This is a genomic window from Plastoroseomonas hellenica, assembly GCF_018129085.1.
Lineage (GTDB): Bacteria > Pseudomonadota > Alphaproteobacteria > Acetobacterales > Acetobacteraceae > Plastoroseomonas > Plastoroseomonas hellenica.
In genome coordinates this window covers 1-17785 of record NZ_JAAGBB010000039.1, presented here as the reverse complement: position 1 = coordinate 17785, position 17785 = coordinate 1, and the positions used below count along the sequence as shown (strand labels likewise).

Genomic DNA, 17785 nt, shown 5'->3' with positions numbered 1-17785 from the left:
AGCATGGCCGCTTCAGCTTGAAGCGGCCATGCTCGAGGTACCGCGCTTCGGGCGGCGCAGCAGTTCGAGCCAGTAGCTTTCGACGCCTTGCAGATGGCGGCTCATGATTTCGGTGGCGCGCGCCGCGTCGCGGTCGCGGATGGCGTCGACCATCTCCGCATGCTGCGCCTGGGATCCGGCGGCGCGGGTGCCGTCCGCGAAATAGAGCCGCCGGCGCTCGCGGGAGAGCAGGTAGAAGGAATTCACGACCCGCAGGAAGATGCGGTTGCCGGTGGCTTCGGCGACCGCGAGGTGGAAGGCGGCGTCATGCACGCCATAGGCCTCGCCCTGGTCGATGGCGGCGGCGCCGGCGGCAAGTGTGGCGTCCAGCCGCGCCAGGTCGGCCGCACTCCGCCGCTGGCAGGCGAGTGCGGTGCCCTGCAGCTCCATCATGCGCCGCAGTTCGACCAGCTCATCGACCTCGGCCCGGGTCAGCGGCACGCCGAGATCGGCCTGCAGCACCAGCGCATCCAGGCTGCCGACGCGCTCCGCCGGGCGCAGATAGATGCCGGAATTCGGCCGCCGCTCCACCATGCGCAGCGCCTCCAGCACCGCGATGGCCTCCCGCACGGCATTGCGCCCGGCGCCCAGGCGCTCGGCGAGCTCGCGCTCGGCCGGCAACCTGGCGCCGGGCGGCAATCTGGCCTCAGCCGCCAGCCGCAGAATCGCGCCGATCAGTGCGGCGCGTTCATCCGCAGCCACTGCAGAAGCGGCTTCGACCACGGGCATGTTTCCTCCCAGAGCCGCAAACTGGCCCCACCAGATTGGTAGGACCAGTTTCGCCCGCACGCAAGGGGGCGCGCTGGAGGCGCTGCCAGGTCCGCAAACCGGGCGAAGGACTCAGATGGCGGCTTCGAGCCTGGGGCGGCCCGTGTCAGCCGGTCGATGCAGCCGTGAAAACGGCCAACTGGGCGCTGAAAGCACGCTTGTATGCGGGCCGCGCTTCGCCGCGGGCGACATAGGCAGAGAGGTTCGGATGGTCCTCCAGCATGCCCGATCCTTGCAATCGGCGCAGCACCGTCACCATCAGCAGGTCACCGGCGCTGAACGCACCATCGAGCCAGTCGGCATCGCCAAGGCGGCTGGAAAGGTCGCCCAGCCGCTTCCGGATGCTGTCCTCGAGGAACCGCAGGCGCTGCTCGTACCAGGGCTCGTCGCGCTCGAGGATCTTGGCGAGGGCGCGGTCGAAGATCGGCGGTTCCACGGTGTCGAGCGCGGCAAACATCCATGCGATGGCGCGTGCTCGGGCATTCGCATCGTCCGGCAGCAGCCCCGCATGGCGCTCGGCGATATGGAACACGATCGCCCCCGACTCGAACAGGGCGAGATCGCCGTCTTCATAGGTCGGGATCTGCCCGAAAGGATGCAGCGCGAGATGCGAAGGTTCCTTCATCGCTTCGAACGACAGAAGACGAACCTCGTAAGGCTGGCCCACTTCCTCGAGCGCCCAACGAACGCGCATGTCGCGCGCCAGGCCTCTGCCGCGATCGGGCGAGCGCTCAAAGGCGGTGATGGTAATGGTCATTGCCGTTCTCCATAGCCCGTCTGCCTTGAAGACGATCGGCTGCCGGAGATTCCGACACCCCATGGCCCCAGGCCTGGCTCGCGCCTTCCGTGCCCCTGATGGGACTTGCCTTCGGACACACGCGCCGGCGATGGCGGACGGAGGCCGGTCAATCAACCAGCCGCCTGACGACGTCACGGAACGCGAGGCCGAGCGCCTTTGCCGATCGCGGCACCGGGCGCTGCAAGGTCGTGAGCAGCCGAAGCCGCAATGAGACCTCCGGCACCAGCGGAACGACGCGCAGGCCGGGCCACCAGCCGAGGGTCAGGATGTAGTTCTCGACAACGGCGGGAATGCCGGTCTGCTGGGCAACCTCGCAGACGACGGGTGCCGCCCCGAGTTCGAAGGTCGGCGCGAATTCTGTGCCCGCAGCCTCGAACGCAGTCGCCAGCCGCTGCCCCACCGGGGATTGTACGTCGTAGGACGCGAAGGGCAGATCCCGCAGATCCGCCGCCTGGATCCGCCTGCGGCGCGCGAGCCGATGCCCGAGGGGGATTGCGCAGGCCATGGCGGCATGGCCGAGGTCTTCGACCTGCACGAGCGGATCTTCGACGACATCGTGGACCAAGGCGATATCGGCGATGCCGCGGGCGACGGCTTCGACCGCCTGGCGCGGATGCAGCACCTGCACGGCGACGCGCAGACCCGGCAGGCGCTCCGCCGCGGCCGCGATGGCACGGGGCAGAACCACCGTCGACAGAGACGGGACGGTGGCAACCGAGACCTGGCCGCCCACGCTGTCACGCACGGCGCGCCCTGCGGCAACGACAGCCTGCAACGATGCCGCGACGCCATCCATGGCGGGTGCCATGGCCTCGGCTTCCGCAGTGGGCATCAATCGGCCGCTGACGCGCTCGAACAGCCTGACGCCCAGCAGCTCCTCGAGCTGCCGGATCGACTTGCTCACCGCGGGCTGGGACACGCGCAGCATCAGTGCCGCCTCGGTCACCGAGCGGCGCGCCATCACCGCGCGAAAGGCATCGATCTGGTGCTGTCGTGGCAGGTGGTCAGCCATAACCAAAGGTTTTCCGGAGCGAACTTCATTGTATTGGACGGCATTGCCGGCTGCCTCGCAAGCTGCTGCGGAACACGGCAGGACGAGGCAAGGGTGATGCGAGCAGACCATGGTCCTGGGCCGCGCCACGCCAGCGCGGGAGGCGCCTGATGTCATCCAACTTCGGTCGCCGGGGCCTCCTGGCTGCGGCCGCCCTGCTTCCGGGCGCCGCCATGCCAGCGCGCCCTGCCCTGGCTCAGGCCGGGCGCGTTCTGCGCGTCGTGCCGCATGGGAATCTGGCGCTGCTCGATCCCATCGTCACGACGACGTCGATGACGAATGGCCATGCCTACCATGTGTTCGACGTGCTCTTCGCGCTCGACAGCCAGTACCAGCCACGGCCGCAAATGGCGGCCGGCCACACGGTCTCGGCGGACCGCCTGAGCTGGGAGATCACGCTCCGCCCAGGCCTTCGCTTCCATGACGGAGAGCCGGTCCTGGCCCGCGACTGCGCCGCCAGCCTGAACCGCTGGGCCGCGCGCGACAGCACGGGTCAGATGATCGCTGGGATCAGCGAGGAACCCTGGAGTGCGGCGGACGACCGCACCATCCGACTGAGGCTGAAGCGCCCCTTCCCGCGCCTGCTCTTCGCGCTGGCCAAAGCCGGCGCGATGACGCCCTTCATGATGCCGGAGCGGCTGGCGCGGACCAGTCCGAACACGCCCCTGACCGAGATGGTCGGCTCCGGCCCGTTCCGCTTCCTGAAGGACGAGTTCGTCACCGGCACCCGCGCCGCCTACGCCCGCTTCGAGGGCTATGTGCCGCGTGACGAGCCGTCGAGCTACTTTGCCGGTGGCAAGCATGTGCATTTCGATCGCATCGAATGGCACATCATTCCGGATGGCACCACGGCCGCCGCGGCCATCACCCGCGGGGAGATGGACTGGTGGGAGGCTGTCGCGCCGGATGTCGTGCCTCTTCTCCGCCGGTCGCGCGGCGTCACGGTCGATACCGCTGATGCGCTCGGCTATGTCTCCTTCATCAGGTTCAACCACCTGATTCCGCCGTTCAATAATCTGGCGCTGCGGCGCGCGCTGATGCTCGCCATCAACCAGGCCGACTACATGCAGGCCGCCAATGGCGAACATGCGCGCTGGCAAAGCTGCATGGCGATGTATCCCTGCGGCGCGCCGCAAGTGAACGAGATCGGCAAGGCCTTCATGCCCGCCACACCCGATCTTGCGCGCGCGCGTGACGCCATTCGGGCGGCCGGCTATGCCGGGGAACGCGTGGTGATCCTGAACCCGACCGACTACCCCACGCTGGCGCCGCTTGGCGAAGTGAGCGCGGATCTGATGAAGCGGCTGGGCTTCAACGTCGATCTTCAGGCAATGGACCAGGGCACCGTGCTGCAAAGACGGCTGTCGAAGGCGCCGCTCGATGCAGGCGGCTGGAACATGTTCCACACCTGGGCGCACGGCCTGGGCATGAGGGACCCATTGCTGAATGTCTTCATCCAGGGCCAGGGCGAAAGCGGTTGGCCCGGCTGGTACAGTGATCCGAAGCTCCAGCAACTGGTCGAAGACTGGACCTACGCGAATGAGGCGGTGCAGTCGCAGCGGCTGATGGATGCGATCCAGATCCAGGCCTTCGAGGGGCTGCCGATCATCCCCCTTGGCCAGTGGTACGGGATCGCTGCCTATCGTTCCAATCTGCAGGGTGTAATTCCGGCAACGAATGCGCTGCCGTGGAATGTGCGGCGGGTTTAGGGCGCCATGACCGCACGGAAGAAGATCATCGTCCTCGGCGCGGGCATCATTGGCGCCTGCTCGGCGCTGCGGCTGCAACGGGATGGGCACGACGTAACCCTCCTGGATCGGGACGAGCCGGGGCTCGGATCCTCCTTCGGCAATGCCGGTTCGATCAGTGGCTCGGGCTGCATTCCGATTGCGCTGCCGGGCATGCTCAGGAACGTCCCGAAATGGCTGTTCGATCCGTTGGGTCCGCTCTCGGTCCGGCGGAGCTATGCGCTGCGCGCTGCGCCATGGCTGTTCCAATGGATCAAGGCAAGCCGGCTGGACGTGGTGCGCGCCGCGGCCGATGCGTTGCACGCGCTCAATGCCGGCCCGGCCGACGGCTACCGGGCTTTGCTGTCGCCGGATCAATACGGCGACCTCATCCAGGCAGCGGGCTGCCTTCATGTGTGGCGCAAGCGTCCGGCGGGCAGGACCGAGGCGCTGATCAGGGAGCTGCGCGCGACGCATGGCGAGCGCGCCGAGGAACTTGGCGCCGACGCGATCCGGCAATTGGTTCCAGCGCTTGGGAACACGATCACGGCAGGCCTGCTGCTCCCGGACAGCGCGCATATCCGCAATCCGCATCGCCTGGTGCAGGCGCTGGTCTCCAACCTGGCCGAAGCCGGGGGCCGGGTGGTGCGCGACGAGGTGCGCGGCATCGGCTTCGGTGCCGCAGGGCCCGACCGCGTACTGACCCGCATGGGTTCACTCCCGTTCGATGGGCTGGTGGTGGCGGCTGGCGCCTTTTCCGGACGCGTCGCATCCGAGCTCGGCCTACGCGTGCCCCTGGAAGCCGAGCGTGGCTACCACCTGACAGTGATCGATCCGTCGATACGTCTGCCCATGCCTGTCGCCTTCGGCGATCACAAATTCTACGCCACACCGATGGAGACAGGTCTTCGCCTGGCGGGAACGGCGGAGTTCGCCGGGCTCGCGGCCGCACCGGACTGGCGGCGATCCGAAGCGCTGCTTGCCAATGCCAGGCGGGTGCTGCCGGGGCTCGACGGCAGTGGCACGTCAGTCTGGATGGGAAGGCGGCCCAGCATTCCGGACAGCGTGCCGATCATCGGGCCATCGCCCAAGCATGCCAATGTCGTGCTTGCCTTCGGGCATGGCCATTATGGGATGTGTGGTGGACCAGGCACAGGTCGCCTGGTTGCCGATCTCGTGGCGGGGCGCGCGCCGTTCATCGATCCCACGCCCTATTCTGCTGAGCGCTTCACGCGCGCCGCAGCGGCATGAGCAAAGCTGCCGCACGGTGCCTCCGTATCGCCGCCGAAGTGACTGGAGCAGATCCCGTTCAGGCGCACACGCCTGAACGGGTGAAGGCACAGCGGAGCTGCAACCGCTCTAGCCCCGCCCGCCCGCGACCACCCGCAAGGACAGCGCGGCCATGCGCTCGGCGATCGGCCGCTGCCGAGCGGGCCAGGGGAACATCCAGGCCACTGCCCAGACCTGGATCGCCCGTTGGCCCACTTCGTGGATCATCCGCATCTGTTCGCGCTGGATCTCGGCGAAGGATAGTCCACGGGCCGCACCCATCCAGGCGTCGGCTCCGTTCAGCCACAGTGTCAGCCAGGGATTCCTCACAAATCGCTCCTTTGATGGTCCCCCGCTGGACACGCTGCGCGTTGCGTTTCGCGCCGAGGAGGGGCTTCCGGGAGGGCGGGCCGGATCAGCGACCGCGGCGCAGGAGCCTCGAGCGTTCGCCCTCAGCGCCAGGCGGGGCGTCCGAGATTGACGTCCCGGCCACTGGTCAGGGCGCCGCCCGCGGCGCCCGCCGCGCCGCCGATCAACGCGCCGGCGCCGACATTGCCTCCGGTCAGTGCACTGATACCGGCCCCCGCTCCCGCGCCCAGCAAGCCACCCGAGAGTGCCCGGTCCCCGGGCCTGTGGCCGCAGGCGCCGAGCCCCAGCGCAGCAAGAAGCAGAAGGGATGAAAGGCAGGTCTTGCGCATGAGCACCGCTCGCTGTTGTTGCACGACAAGCGGTGCCGCCCCGGCGTGGTCTCCGTAAGGTGAGATTGCGTTCCGATCTGGGCGCACGTGTCGGTGCCGCGCAGGAACGGCCGCGCCACGACCGCGCAACGCGGTGATCGGACAGGGATCTCAACCCGGCGGTTAAGAGATGCGGGCGAGGCGTCGATCCCTCAGCCTTGTGATCCGGGCCTCGCCGCGCCGAATGCCATGCTGCGTGTTGTCGCACTGCCCGCTACGAGTACGGAAGGATTACCGAATGGCCGCTACCGCCAGCCAGGACGCCGTCCCACCCGGAGAGCCGATGCACGAAGGTGGAGGCTGGCTGGACGCCGACTGGGTGGTGCTGCCGGCGGAGGCGTTGCCCGGGTTGCCGGGCCGGACACTGCCGGAGGAGCGGCGCTTCGTCCTGCTGCATCCCGCACGCGGCATGGCGATCCTCGACCTGTGGGCCCCCACCAGGGCCAGGCCATTGTCGGACGAGGAGGTCACGGCGTCGCTCGACGCTGAAATCACCCTGGCGGGCTTTCTCCGCCGGCTCGATCCGCGGCTGCCGGTGCGCCGGATCCATCTGGCGCAGGCGGAGCTTCCCCGCCTGGCGGGGGCGGTCGCCCGAAGCTACGCCGGCACGCCGCCCCTTGAGTTGCCGGAGTCCTGGATGGACGCGGTGCGGAGCACACTGGCAGTGCCGCAGCCTCCGGCAGACCAGGCGGCGCGAGCGATGCGCCGGCGCCGCATGGCCGGGCGTTACCGCCTGGCCGCCGGCATTGCCGCGCTGGTGACCGTCGGAGCGGTCGGCTGGCTCGCGGCGGGTGGCCAGGACGACACACGGCAGGCTGCGTCAGCCCCTAACCTGGCCGAAGCAAGCGTCCCGCAGGCGGCCGCCTCACGCATGAGGCTCGATGCCGCCGTCCCGCAACCGGCACCAATCCCCGCGGCACCTCCCGGGACTGCAAGCGCCGAACTACGGCCGGAACCTGCTGCCGCGGCACCGCCTTCGGCGGCCGCGGGCCGCACCGGTGTTCAGGCCGCTGCCCTGCAGACCGCTTCGCCCGAAGACGCAGGGCCCCCACCCGCAGTGCCGCCCGATCCCGCCCGCATCGCCGCAGAGGCGGCCGAGCAGGGCGCAGCGGAGGAGCCTGCGGCGATGCCGCCGCAGCCTGTCCGGAGATCGCGTCGCATCACGCGCCGGGCAGCGCCCGAACGCTACACGCAAGGGTGGATTCCGAATTCCAGCGGCTCCTTCATCCGGCAGCAGTCCCAGCAATACGCCACCGGCAACGGCGGATGACCATGGGCGCGAGGGGGGCGCATGCGAGCGCGCGGCTGTCGCGCATGATTTTAAATCGCAACTGATGCGTCAGACCGCCGTTGAGGATGGTGCATCATGGAGTTTGCGCCGTGGCAGCCCAGGCCAGGATCCTCGTGATCGAAGACGAGTGGCTCATCGCCGCCGACATCGAGCATCGGATTCAGGCCCTCGGGCATCGTGTGATCGGCCCAACGCGCAGCCTATCCGCGGCCTTCGCGGTGCTTCGAGACCAGCCCTTCGACGCCGCATTGCTTGATGTCTCACTCGGCGATGAGAGCAGCTACCCGATTGCGGACGCGCTCGCGAAACGCGGCATGCCGTTCTGCTTCATCACGTCGCTGGCACTGAGCCAGCTCCCCGAGCGGTTTCGCCACTGCATGCACCTGCAAAAGCCATTTGGCGGTCCGGCGCTGGACGAGCGGATCAAAGCTCTCGTTTCAGAAGCTGATCAGACCGGGGCTATCTCAGCAGGGTCAGCGGAACCTTCGGCGGAGACGACGATCATCCCCGCGGACGTGGCGGCCGAGCCGCCGAAGGAATAGCAGAACGATTCACACGCGGCCGACGGCAACTCCACCCGGCGTCGTCGGACTTCACGCCGCTCGCGGGAACAGGCGCTCCACGGAGAAGCGGTTCTGCCCGCCTTCGCGGGCGTAGTGCTGCCCGTCCGTCATCTCCCGCACCAGCAGCATGCCGAGGCCGCCGACCTCGCGCTCATCCAGCCCGGCGTCGATATCCGGCGGCGGCTGGTTGGTGGGGTCGAAGGGCATGCCGTCATCGACGGTGGTCATGCGCACATGCAGGCCGTCGGGCCGTGCTTCCGTCGCCAGCTCCACCGCGAATTGCCGGACATCGCCCTCGGGCCAGGCGCAGCGGGCGATGTTGGTGACGATCTCCTCCGCCACGAGGCGGAGCTGCATCGCCTCCGGCGCCGCGGCGCCGGCATCGAGCAGATGCGCCTCGATCGCATCGAGGGCCTGCGTCACCTCCGCCGCGTCACGGCCGCAGAGGAGGCGGAGCGCCGCCACCTCAGCTGCCGAGCACCGCGAGGGCCGCGGCCTCATCCTCCCGGATCGCGACCACGCGATCGAAGCCGGAGATCGCGAAGACCTCGCGCACCGTCGGCTGCAGGCCGAACAGCACCACGGCGCCAGCATTGGCCTTGGCGAGCTTGGCGGCCATCAGCACCACGCGAAGCCCGGCGGAGGAGACATAGGCGACGGCGTTCATGTCCAAGGCGACGCGCTTGCCCTGCTTCACCTCGGCGGTCAGCTTGCCCTCGGCTTCCGGGCTGGTCGCGGTGTCGATCCGGCCGCTGATGCGGTGGATCAGCACCCCGCCCTTCGCCTCGGTGGTGACCTTCATGTCGCATGCTCCTCAGCGCGCGCCGCGGTGGCGGGCGATTCCGGCTCGGGCCCGTGCCAGTGCAGCGCGAGCATGGTCATATCATCCGCCTGCGGCGCGCCATCGGCGAAACCTGCAACGGCGCGGGCCACCGCGTCCAGGAGTTGCGATGGCTCTTGCAGGCTTGTGTCCGCGGTGATGGCGGCGAGCCGGTCGTCGCCGAACAGGGCATCGCCCGGCCCCATCGCCTCGGTCACGCCATCGGTGAAGAACAGCAGCATGTCGCCGGGGTCGAGGCGCAGGACGCGATCCTCGTAGATGAAGCCGTCCATGACGCCAAGCGCGATGCCGTCCGGCATGGCGAGCATGCCTTCCTGCCCGGCGCCGCGGCGCCGGGGCGCGTTGTGGCCGGCATTGGCATAGGTCATCACGCCGGTGCGGCAATCCAGCACCGCGACAACAGCGGTCGCGAACATCAGGGTCGGGTTGTCGGCAGCCAGCGTGTCGTTGCACTGCGCCAGGGCCTCGGCCGGGCTGGCGCCGCGGCCCATGGCCGCGCGCAGCAGGCTGCGCGCCATCGCGATGAAGATCGCGGCCCCCACGCCCTTGCCGGAGGCATCGCCGATCAGCAGCGCCAGGCGATGCTCGTCCAGCATGACGAAGTCGCAGAAATCGCCACCCACTTCCTTGGCCGGCACCATCGTCGCGTGCAGGCGGAAGGAACGGCGCTGCGGGAAGGTGGTCGGCACGGAAGAAAGCTGCAGGCGCCGGGCCACGTCCAGCTCTTCCCGCATGCGGTTGAGCTGGATCCGCTCATCGAGCGCCTGGCGCACCAGCGCCAGGTCGCGGGTGCGCTCGGCCAGCAGATCGGCCAGCGCGCCGTGCTGCTGCACCACATGGCCCGACAGCCGCGCGAAGGCCGGACCGATGGTCGCGTTCTCGCCTTCCAGCAGCCCCAGGATCTCCTGCCGGGCCGGGCCTTCCAGCACGCCGGTCAGCCTGGCGATCTCGCGCTCGATCAGCGCCCGCTCGCGCAGCGCGGAAAGGCGGGTGCGCGTCTCCAGCCGGTCGAGGGTCAGGGTGTTGCTGCGCAGCGCCTCCAGCGCCTGGCCGATGGCGCCGACCTCGTCCTTGCGCGGGCCGATCGCGGCGGAGGCGAAGATGTCGCCCTGGGCGACCGCCTGCAGCGCCCGGGCCAGCTCGGTCAGCGGATCCAGCGCGTCGCGGATGACCCGATAGAGCGCGAGGCAGGTGGCGCCCGCGGCGATCACCAGCAGCCCGCCGGCCATCAGCAGCAGCAGCCGGCGCGCCTGCACCTCCGCCGTCGCATCCGTCAGCACCAGCAACTCCGCGACGGCGGCGCCGGCGGAATTGGTCAGCGCGGCCGCCTCCAGCCGGAACAGCCGGTCCTCGAAGCTGACGATGTCGCCGGCGTTCACGCTGCCCGCGCGATCCCAGAGCGCCGGGTCGGAGGCAAAGAGGGGGTTGCCGTTGCGGTCGCGCATGAGCAGGTCGGCGCGCAGGAAGCGCGCGATGCGGCCGAGCACGTCCTCCGCCGCGATGCTGGCGGAGAGCAGCCCGCCCTGCGCCAGGCGGATGCTGGCCACCAGCAGCAGGCTGCGCTCCGGCCCATTCTCGAAGCTGATGTTGATCTGTTCGGACGCCATGTCGCGCAGCAGCAGGGTGACGCCGCTCGCCAGCGGCTCCTCGGCGGCAGGCGCCGCGGCCTGGAGCTGCCCTTGCGGACCGACCAGGTCCATGCGCCCGGCAGAGCCTTCGAGGCCGATCAGCAGGCGCAGCGCGGCCAGGCGCTGGCGCACCCCGGATTCGTCGCCGGTCGCGAGCGCGCCGGCCAGCGCCTCGTCGGCGGCGGATCGGCGCAGCCCCGCGACCAGCGACGCTGTCGCGCGCTCCACCGCTTCCGGCAGTTGCGCCGCCTGGAGCTCGGCGCGGAGGGCGGTGGAGCGGCTCTGCCCGTCGCGCAGCACCAGCCAGGCGGGCAGCGCGACGGAGGCCGCGACCAGCAGGGTCGCGAGCGCGAAGAGCAGCAGGATGCGGGTGCGCAGCAGCATGGCGTCAGACCGTCTCGGCCACGCGCAGCAGCCCGACCGGCGGATAGAGTGCCAGCCGCCGCGCCGTCTCCATGCGGATCAGGAAGGAGAAGCGGGTGAGCGTCTCGACCGGGATGGTTTCGGGCGCGCGGCCCTGGCGCAGGATCTGCTCCGCCTTGAAGGCGGTGAAGGCGCCGACGCTGTAGTAGCGGCTGACCAGGCCAGCGAGGCCTTCCGCGAACTGCACGAAACGTTCGCTGGCGGAGAAGCAGGGCAGCGCTTCCCGGAGGGCGGACTGGGTCAGCGCCAGGCGGTGATCATTCAGGAAGGTGTCGGGCGGGATGTAGAGCCATTCGGCGCCGGCGCGCTTGGCGGCGGCCACGATATCGGGGATGGAGGCCGGGTCCGGGCGTCCGCCGGCGTCGAGTGCCACCGGCAGCTCGGTCACGCCGCCGCCCAGGAATTCGTGCATTTGCCGCACGACCGAGAGCGAGTTGCGTTCGTTCGGGTTGAAGGTGGTGGCGACCTTGGTGAAGGTGCGGTAGCGCGCCATGGCCCGCATCTGCACCTCGACCGGGGCGATGTATTCGGTGCCGGTCACCGGGCGGCCCGGCGCGTCATGGGACCGCACGATGCGGTTGCCGACGGGGTTGGTGACGATGTTGAACACCACCGGGAAATCGGTCAGGTGGCGCGCCGGATCCGGGGCGTCCCAGGGGCCGAGCACCGCGATCGCGAGCGAGGTGCCCCAGACATAGACCAGGTCCGGGCGGATCGCGCGCGTCTCCGCGATCACCGCCGGCACGCGGCCGAGGTCCTGGCCGATGTCGCGCACGATGAGCTCGACCGGGATGCGGCGGGCGGCGAAGTAGTCGCGGAAGCCGTCGCAGGCTTCCTCCCAGCCGCGGAACAGGATCATCACGATGCGGAAGGGCCGGGCCTGGCCGGCGGCCGGGCGGGCGAGCGCCAGCGCGGGTGCGGCGAGCAGGGCGCGCCGGGGCAGCGTCATGCCGGGTCCTCCCGCCGCGCGCTGCGGAACAGCAGCGCCAGGGCATAGCCGATCGCGGTCGCCAGCGAGAGGATGCCGAGCACCAGCATGGTCTGGCGGCCGCCGCCGAGCGCCAGCAGGGACGCGGCGGCGGGCGGCCCGACCACGCTGCCGAAGCGCTCCGCGAGACGCAGGAAGCTCAGCATGGCGGCGGAGCCGACCGCGCCGCGGGCGATGTCCGGTATGATCGCCAGCATCGGCGCTGCCGCCAGGCCCTGCGCCACGCCGGTCGCGATGATCGCCCCTGGCAGCGCGATATCGGGCGCAAGCCAGAGCGGCAGCATCAGCCCGGCGCCGTTCAGCACGCCGGCCGCGGCGATGACCAGGCCGCCGCGGCCGCTGCGGTCGGCGATCCAGGCGCCGACCACGATCGCCGGCAGCATGCAGAGGCCATAAAGCATGACGTTGCGGCCGATCGCCGCCTGGCTGAGCCCGAGCTCGCGAAGCTCGAGGGGGGCCAGGAAGAAGATGAAGCCGCCGAGCAGCACCTTGGCCGGGATCGCGGCCAGCACCACCAGCACGGCGAAGCGCGGCTCGGCGAAGGCGGCGCGGGCGCTGCGCCAGAGGCCGGCGCGCGGCGCGGCGCTGCCGCCGCCCGGCGCGAATTGCGCCCAGACCAGCAGCGCGATGCCGAGCACCACCAGCATCGAGACCCCGTAGGTCAGGCGGAAGCCCAGCCGATCGGCCAGCACGGCGCCGATCGCGGTGCCGCAGACCGCGCCGGTCATCACGGCCGCGGTGAAGCCGCCGAGGCTGCGCGCGACACGGCCGCGCGGCGCTTCCTGCGCCAGATGCACCTGGCAGGCGATGGTGACGATGGCATAGCCGGCGCCGCAGACCGCGCGCGCCACCGCGAAGCTCGCCACGTCGGGGGCGAGGGCGGCGCCGAGATGGCCGATTGCCGCCGGCAGGATGCCCCACATCATCGCCGCGCGCGGGCCGCGGCGGGCGACGATCTCCCCGCCCCAGGGGGTCGCCAGCGCGACCGCGGCGACGAAGGTCGCGATCGGCAGCGCCGCACCGAGCACGCCGCTGTCCCCGCCGGCGAGCGCCAGCGCATGCAGCGGGTTGAAGGACGTCGAAAGCTGCTCGGCGAAGACGAAGAGGAACAGCGGCAGCCGGGCCGAGGCAGCGCCGGCGCCGAGCCCTTCGGTCGCGGTGGCGGCGCCGAAGCGCAGCTTGCCGCCGACCTCCGCCAGGATGGCGGTGGTGCGCCGGGCGGCGCTCGATTCCGCGGCCAGCCAGCAGAGGCGTTCCCAGCGGTCGTTCATCCGCCGCACCAGCACGTTCAGGTGGCGGGCGACGCGCCCGGCCTCCGCGCCGATGTCGCCCGGCGCGCGGACGGTCCAGTCGCCGGCGCCGAGCCGCGCCTGCAGGCGCAGCACCATGGCGATCGGCGCCGAGACGGTGCGCGACAGGATGAAGCGCAGGAACTCGGCGGTCGCCAGCAGCACCACCAGCAGCACGACCAGCACGTCCCAGCGCATGTCGCCGAGCGCCGTGTCGAGCCGCGCGCGGGCAATGCCGACATGCACCCAGCCGGCCAGGCGCCCATTGGCCAGCAGCGGCTGCGCGGCATCGTAGCTGCGGCCGAGCAGGCGGGTGACGGCGCCGCGGTCGGGCGGGGCGGAGCCGGGCGGCAGGCCGCGGAATTCCGCCTGCGCTTCCCCGGCGCGGGCGACGACACGGCCGCCGGCATCGGTCAGCAGCACATAGGCGAGGCCCGGCTGCGTCGCGAGCAGCGTCGTCAGATACTCGTCGAGCCCCGACAGCCCGTCGAAAGGCACGCCGAGATCGAGGGCGCGCTGCAGCGTCTGCGCACCGATGCTGCCGACGATGGTCGCCTCCCGCTCCAGCTCCGGCTTCAGCTCGGCTTCGAAGCTGCGGAGCGCCGCGTGGGAGACGAAGCCGACGGCCAAGGTCAGCAGCAGCACGGCCAGCGTGACGACGCTGCCGATCAGGCGGCGATCCGGCGTCACGTCCGCACCTCCTCGGGCAGGTCGGCGGCGATGGCCTCCAGGCGGTGCTCGGCGGCGGCGAGGTCGGCGCTCGCTTCCCCGATCGCGCCCTGCAAGGTCGCGGCCAGCGGCTCCGGCGCGGCGCCGGGCTGCATGGCGGCCTCCATCGCCGCGAACCAGCGCCGGGTGCGGCGGGTGACCAGGTGGATGCCGATGGCACCCAGCGGCAGCGCGACCGCCAGCGCCAGCAGCGTGGCCTGGACCATGGACAGCAGTACCGAGCCCAGGCGTTCGTCGACCGCGCCGCGCTCATAGCCGAGCAGGACCGCGCCCTCGTACTGGCCGAAGCCGTTGATGATCGGTACCCCGATGCCGTAACGGGCGCCGTCGCGGTAGCGCCAGGGGCCGGTCTCGATCCGTCCGTCCAGCGCGACCGGGGATGCCGGGGCGTTCAGGTTCTGCCGGTCGGTGTCGAACAGCACGATGCCGGTGGCATCGACGATGCTGAGTCCGGCGACCAGCGGCTCGGCGGCGCGGCTGCGCTCCAGCAATGCCTGGCCGCCGGGGATGCCGGCCAGCCGCACGCCGAGCGCCAGCCCGTTCTGGACGGTGTCGCCGAGGTCGCCGGCCAGGATCTCCAGCACCCGGGCCTGCTGCTCCAGCAGCATGCGCTCGAATTTCAGGTAGTTCAGGCTGGCCGCCAGGCCGCAGCCCACCACCAGCATGGCCGCGAGCAGGCCGCTGAGCCGCGTCGCAAAAGACAGGCTGCCGGTCACGCCGCCCGGTCCCGCGCGGCGAGCAGCGGCGGGGCAAAGGCTTCCTCCAGCAGTGCCGCGTAGTCGAGCGGGTCGCTGATCCGGACGGGGAGCGCCGCGAAATCCTCGGCCGAGGGGAAGCGGTAATAATCGCCGGCGGCGGGCTGCCGGTGGGCCTCCGGCGGGGTGCCGCGGGCGAGCGACGCGGCCGCGCCGGCGGCGATCCCGACGCCGCCGCGATAGAGCGCCGCGGTGTGCCACATCAGCGACCGCGCCGGATGGAAGGGCACGCGCGCGACGCCGAGGATGGGTCCGGTGTCGATGCCGCGATCCACCAGATGCACGGTGCAGCCGAGCTCCGGCTCCTTGTGCAGGATCTGCCAGAAGGGCGCGAAGAGGCCGCGATAGCCGGGCAGCATGCCGGGATGGACGTTGACGATGCCGCGCGGCACCGCGTCGATCACCCGCTGCGGGAAGATCAGGCTGAAGCGCGCGGAGATCACGATGTCGGGGCGGAAGTCGAGCAGCGTCCGCGCGCCGCCATCGGCGCGGAGGTCCGGGAGCGGCACCCAGTGGTCGGGATGCGGCACGCCGGGCATCTCGGGCTGCTGCGCCGCCAGCGCGTCGATCGCGACCTCGCGCTCCAGCAGCTTCATCAGCCGCAGCGCGGGCACCGCGTTCTCGGCATCGCGTGTCTTGACGCTGCAGAAGAAGCGAAGCTGCGCGAAGCCCAGGGCCGCCGCCAGGATGCGCGCTGCAAGAAGTCCGTAGATGTCCTTCTTCACGCAAATCGCGATCCGCATGCGGCCTCCATGCAACGCCCGACAGTCGGCGCATCGGGAACGAAAAGAGTGAATACCCAGTGACGGGCCGGCCGCCGCAGCATGAAGCGTGGTACTTGCCGCGATCAGGTGGCCCCAAGCAGAGGCTGAATTAGGGGGAGATCCCTTTAGGCATCGCTAACCAGGGCGCCGATAGGAGGAGGTCAGACCGGCGGGAATCGGCCCATCCGAATTCCGTCCGGAACGCGTTGCCCTGGAGCGAATTCTACCATCGCGAGCAGAAAGCAGAATGTTTCGCGTAAGGCGATACTGCTCTAGGGTCGGCGCATCGTCCAGAGCGGATCCCGAGCGGTGCAGGCCGCCACGGTGGAGTGGACCAGCAGGATGCCAGCCGACGGAGAGCAGGGCGCGCCGGGCGCCGACAGCACGGAGGCTTCGCCGCCGCGCGTCATCGCCGACCGTTATGAGGTGCGCGACCGCATCGGGCGCGGCGCCTTCGGCCAGGTGTTCGAAGTCTACGACCGCCGCCTCAGCCGCCTGGTCGCGCTGAAGACCATGCCGATCGGTCCCGTGACCGATGCCGAAGCTGCAGAGGATCTGCGCCGCTTCTACCTGGAGGCGCAGTCGGTCGCGCGGCTGTCGCACCCGGGCATCGTCACCGTCCATGATTTCGGCGAGGCCAAGGACTTCGCCTGGATCGTCATGGAGCTGGTGATCGGGGAGACGCTGAAGGCGGTGCTCGATCGCGGCGAGCGGCTGCAGCTCGCGGAGACGGTGCGCGTCGTCTGTGCGCTGCTCGAGGCGCTGCACTACGCGCATGGGCGCGGCATCGTGCACCGCGACGTGAAGCCCGCGAACATCCTGCTGGCGCTGAACGCCGAGGAAGGACTTGGCGAGGTCCGGCTGGCGGATTTCGGCATCGCGCGCATCGGCGATACCCAGCAGACCGCGGTCGGCCAGATGATCGGCACGCCCGCCACTATGTCGCCCGAGCAGTTGCGCGGCGAAGCGGTGGACCTGCGCGCCGATCTCTGGTCGGTCGGCATCATCCTCTATGAGATGCTGACCGCGACACGGCCCTTCCCAGGCGGCGTCCCGGCGATCTTCCACAACATCCTGACGCTGGATCCGAAGCCGCCGTCGCAGGTCACGCCCGGCGTGCCGGCGGGTTTCGACGTGGTGATCGCGACGGCGCTCGCGAAGGCGCCCGCCGACCGCTACCGCGACGCCGCCGCGATGGCGGAGGCGATCCGCGCCGCGGCGGTCGTCCAGGCGCCGGTGCCGCCGCCGCTGCCAGGCCTGGAGCCCTTGCCGGGGCTGGAGCCGCTGCCGGGGCTGGAACCCGCGGCGGATGACGCCACCGTCAAGCTGCCGCGCCCTGCCGCCATCCCCGCCGCACCGGCCGGCCGGCGGCCCGGCGGCGGCTGGGGCCTGCTGCTCGGCTTCCTGCTCGGGCTGCTCTGCGGCGGCGCCGGCGTCTATGTCTGGATGACGCAGGAAGCCGCGCGCGGCGCGGCGCGGCCGACGCTTGCCGTCCAGCCCCTGCCGGCCGCGCCGGAACCCCGGCCTGCCGCAGTCACGCCGCCCGCGGCGCCACCTGCCCTGCTGCCACCGGAGCCCGTGTCCGTGACGCCCGCGCCGCAGCCTCCATCCGCGCCGGAGCCGGCGGAACCCGCCATGCCATTCGATCCGCCGGCACCATCGCTGCCGGCACCGGCCTTGCCGGATCGATCCGCCGCGCCCGCGGCAGCGACCGACGTCGCGCTGGCGCCGCCGGCCTCCTCCGCTTCCGAACCGGCTGTACGGGAACCGGCACCTGTGGATGCGGCGCTCGACGGGCCGGCGCCGAGGCCGTCGCGCGCGGCGGCGGTCGATGCCGGGCCATCGCCTGAAGTGGCGATGCCCGCCGAGGTGTCGTCGACGAGGTCGGCATCGCGGCCATCCTTCGCGCCGGTGGGTCCCGCCGCCGAGCCGCAATCGGACGCGGCGGCGCCGGCCGAGGCCGAACCCGAACCCTCGACGCCGACCCCACCAGCGCCCGAGCCGTCGCCTGTCGCTGCCGGCCAATCCCGGGCGCCACCGGTATTGCGCCTGGTGCCGCCGGCGCCCGCCGCGGTGACCCTGCCGCCGCGCGACGCCCGGCTGACCGCGCCGCCGCCCGAGACC

The 17785-nt window shown here is 70.9% G+C and carries 17 protein-coding genes; 5 read left to right on the top strand and 12 right to left on the bottom strand.

What is annotated here, in order from left to right; translation table 11 throughout:
• Window positions 1-12 precede the first annotated feature (12 nt).
• The 3 genes from GXW71_RS25195 to GXW71_RS25185 form a co-directional block, all read right to left on the bottom strand.
• Complete coding sequence (locus GXW71_RS25195; RefSeq protein ID WP_211855458.1) at window positions 13-768, bottom strand: FadR/GntR family transcriptional regulator; 756 nt, start codon at window positions 766-768, stop codon at window positions 13-15.
• Between the two features lie 145 nt (window positions 769-913).
• Window positions 914-1564: a glutathione S-transferase family protein gene (locus GXW71_RS25190; protein WP_211855457.1), complete on the bottom strand. Its 651-nt coding sequence runs from the start codon at window positions 1562-1564 to the stop codon at window positions 914-916.
• Between the two features lie 148 nt (window positions 1565-1712).
• Window positions 1713-2729, bottom strand: coding sequence for a LysR family transcriptional regulator (locus tag GXW71_RS25185; protein WP_211855456.1), 1017 nt, complete (start codon window positions 2727-2729; stop codon window positions 1713-1715).
• 38 nt (window positions 2730-2767) lie between these two features.
• On the opposite strand from GXW71_RS25185, the gene GXW71_RS25180 reads away from it, so the two are divergent.
• The gene (locus GXW71_RS25180) at window positions 2768-4366 is read left to right on the top strand and encodes an ABC transporter substrate-binding protein (protein ID WP_211855455.1); all 1599 of its coding nucleotides are present in this window, start codon (window positions 2768-2770) and stop codon (window positions 4364-4366) included.
• Window positions 4367-4372: 6 nt separating this feature from the next.
• Window positions 4373-5635 carry an NAD(P)/FAD-dependent oxidoreductase gene (locus tag GXW71_RS25175; RefSeq protein ID WP_211855454.1) on the top strand — a complete coding sequence of 421 codons (1263 nt, stop codon included), beginning with the start codon at window positions 4373-4375 and terminating at the stop codon, window positions 5633-5635.
• Window positions 5636-5743: 108 nt separating this feature from the next.
• On the opposite strand, the gene GXW71_RS25170 is transcribed toward GXW71_RS25175, so the two are convergent.
• Entirely contained in the window at window positions 5744-5983 is a 240-nt protein-coding gene (locus tag GXW71_RS25170) for a hypothetical protein (protein WP_211855453.1), read from the bottom strand.
• Window positions 5984-6105: 122 nt separating this feature from the next.
• Window positions 6106-6351 carry a hypothetical protein gene (locus tag GXW71_RS25165; protein WP_211855452.1) on the bottom strand — a complete coding sequence of 82 codons (246 nt, stop codon included), beginning with the start codon at window positions 6349-6351 and terminating at the stop codon, window positions 6106-6108.
• Between the two features lie 277 nt (window positions 6352-6628).
• Here GXW71_RS25165 and GXW71_RS25160 point away from each other — a divergent pair, with 277 nt between their 5' ends.
• A complete protein-coding gene (locus tag GXW71_RS25160) occupies window positions 6629-7660 on the top strand; it encodes a hypothetical protein (RefSeq protein WP_211855451.1) in 1032 nt (343 codons plus the stop codon).
• Between the two features lie 110 nt (window positions 7661-7770).
• Complete coding sequence (locus GXW71_RS25155; protein WP_211855450.1) at window positions 7771-8223, top strand: response regulator; 453 nt, start codon at window positions 7771-7773, stop codon at window positions 8221-8223.
• Between the two features lie 51 nt (window positions 8224-8274).
• Here GXW71_RS25155 and GXW71_RS25150 read toward each other — a convergent pair whose 3' ends face one another.
• The 7 genes from GXW71_RS25150 to GXW71_RS25120 are packed head-to-tail and all read right to left on the bottom strand — an operon-like array spanning window position 8275 to window position 15640.
• Window positions 8275-8709 carry an ATP-binding protein gene (locus GXW71_RS25150; RefSeq protein WP_211855449.1) on the bottom strand — a complete coding sequence of 145 codons (435 nt, stop codon included), beginning with the start codon at window positions 8707-8709 and terminating at the stop codon, window positions 8275-8277.
• Window position 8710: 1 nt separating this feature from the next.
• On the bottom strand, window positions 8711-9046 hold the full coding sequence (locus tag GXW71_RS25145) for an STAS domain-containing protein (protein WP_211855448.1): 336 nt from the start codon (window positions 9044-9046) through the stop codon (window positions 8711-8713).
• Window positions 9043-11097 carry a PP2C family protein-serine/threonine phosphatase gene (locus tag GXW71_RS25140; RefSeq protein ID WP_211855447.1) on the bottom strand — a complete coding sequence of 685 codons (2055 nt, stop codon included), beginning with the start codon at window positions 11095-11097 and terminating at the stop codon, window positions 9043-9045. Before GXW71_RS25140 ends, GXW71_RS25145 begins: the two co-directional genes overlap by 4 nt.
• A gap of 4 nt (window positions 11098-11101) precedes the next feature.
• The gene (locus GXW71_RS25135) at window positions 11102-12085 is read right to left on the bottom strand and encodes an ABC transporter substrate binding protein (protein WP_211855446.1); all 984 of its coding nucleotides are present in this window, start codon (window positions 12083-12085) and stop codon (window positions 11102-11104) included.
• Window positions 12082-14103: an MFS transporter gene (locus GXW71_RS25130; RefSeq protein WP_211855445.1), complete on the bottom strand. Its 2022-nt coding sequence runs from the start codon at window positions 14101-14103 to the stop codon at window positions 12082-12084. The genes GXW71_RS25135 and GXW71_RS25130 overlap by 4 nt, the downstream gene beginning before the upstream one ends.
• A complete protein-coding gene (locus GXW71_RS25125) occupies window positions 14100-14858 on the bottom strand; it encodes a cache domain-containing protein (protein WP_211855444.1) in 759 nt (252 codons plus the stop codon). The genes GXW71_RS25130 and GXW71_RS25125 overlap by 4 nt, the downstream gene beginning before the upstream one ends.
• Window positions 14855-15640, bottom strand: coding sequence for a formyltransferase family protein (locus tag GXW71_RS25120; protein WP_211855443.1), 786 nt, complete (start codon window positions 15638-15640; stop codon window positions 14855-14857). Before GXW71_RS25120 ends, GXW71_RS25125 begins: the two co-directional genes overlap by 4 nt.
• Window positions 15641-16003: 363 nt before the next feature.
• Here GXW71_RS25120 and GXW71_RS25115 point away from each other — a divergent pair.
• Window positions 16004-17785 (top strand): serine/threonine-protein kinase (locus GXW71_RS25115; protein WP_211855442.1); only part of this gene is annotated, 1782 nt, incomplete at its 3' end.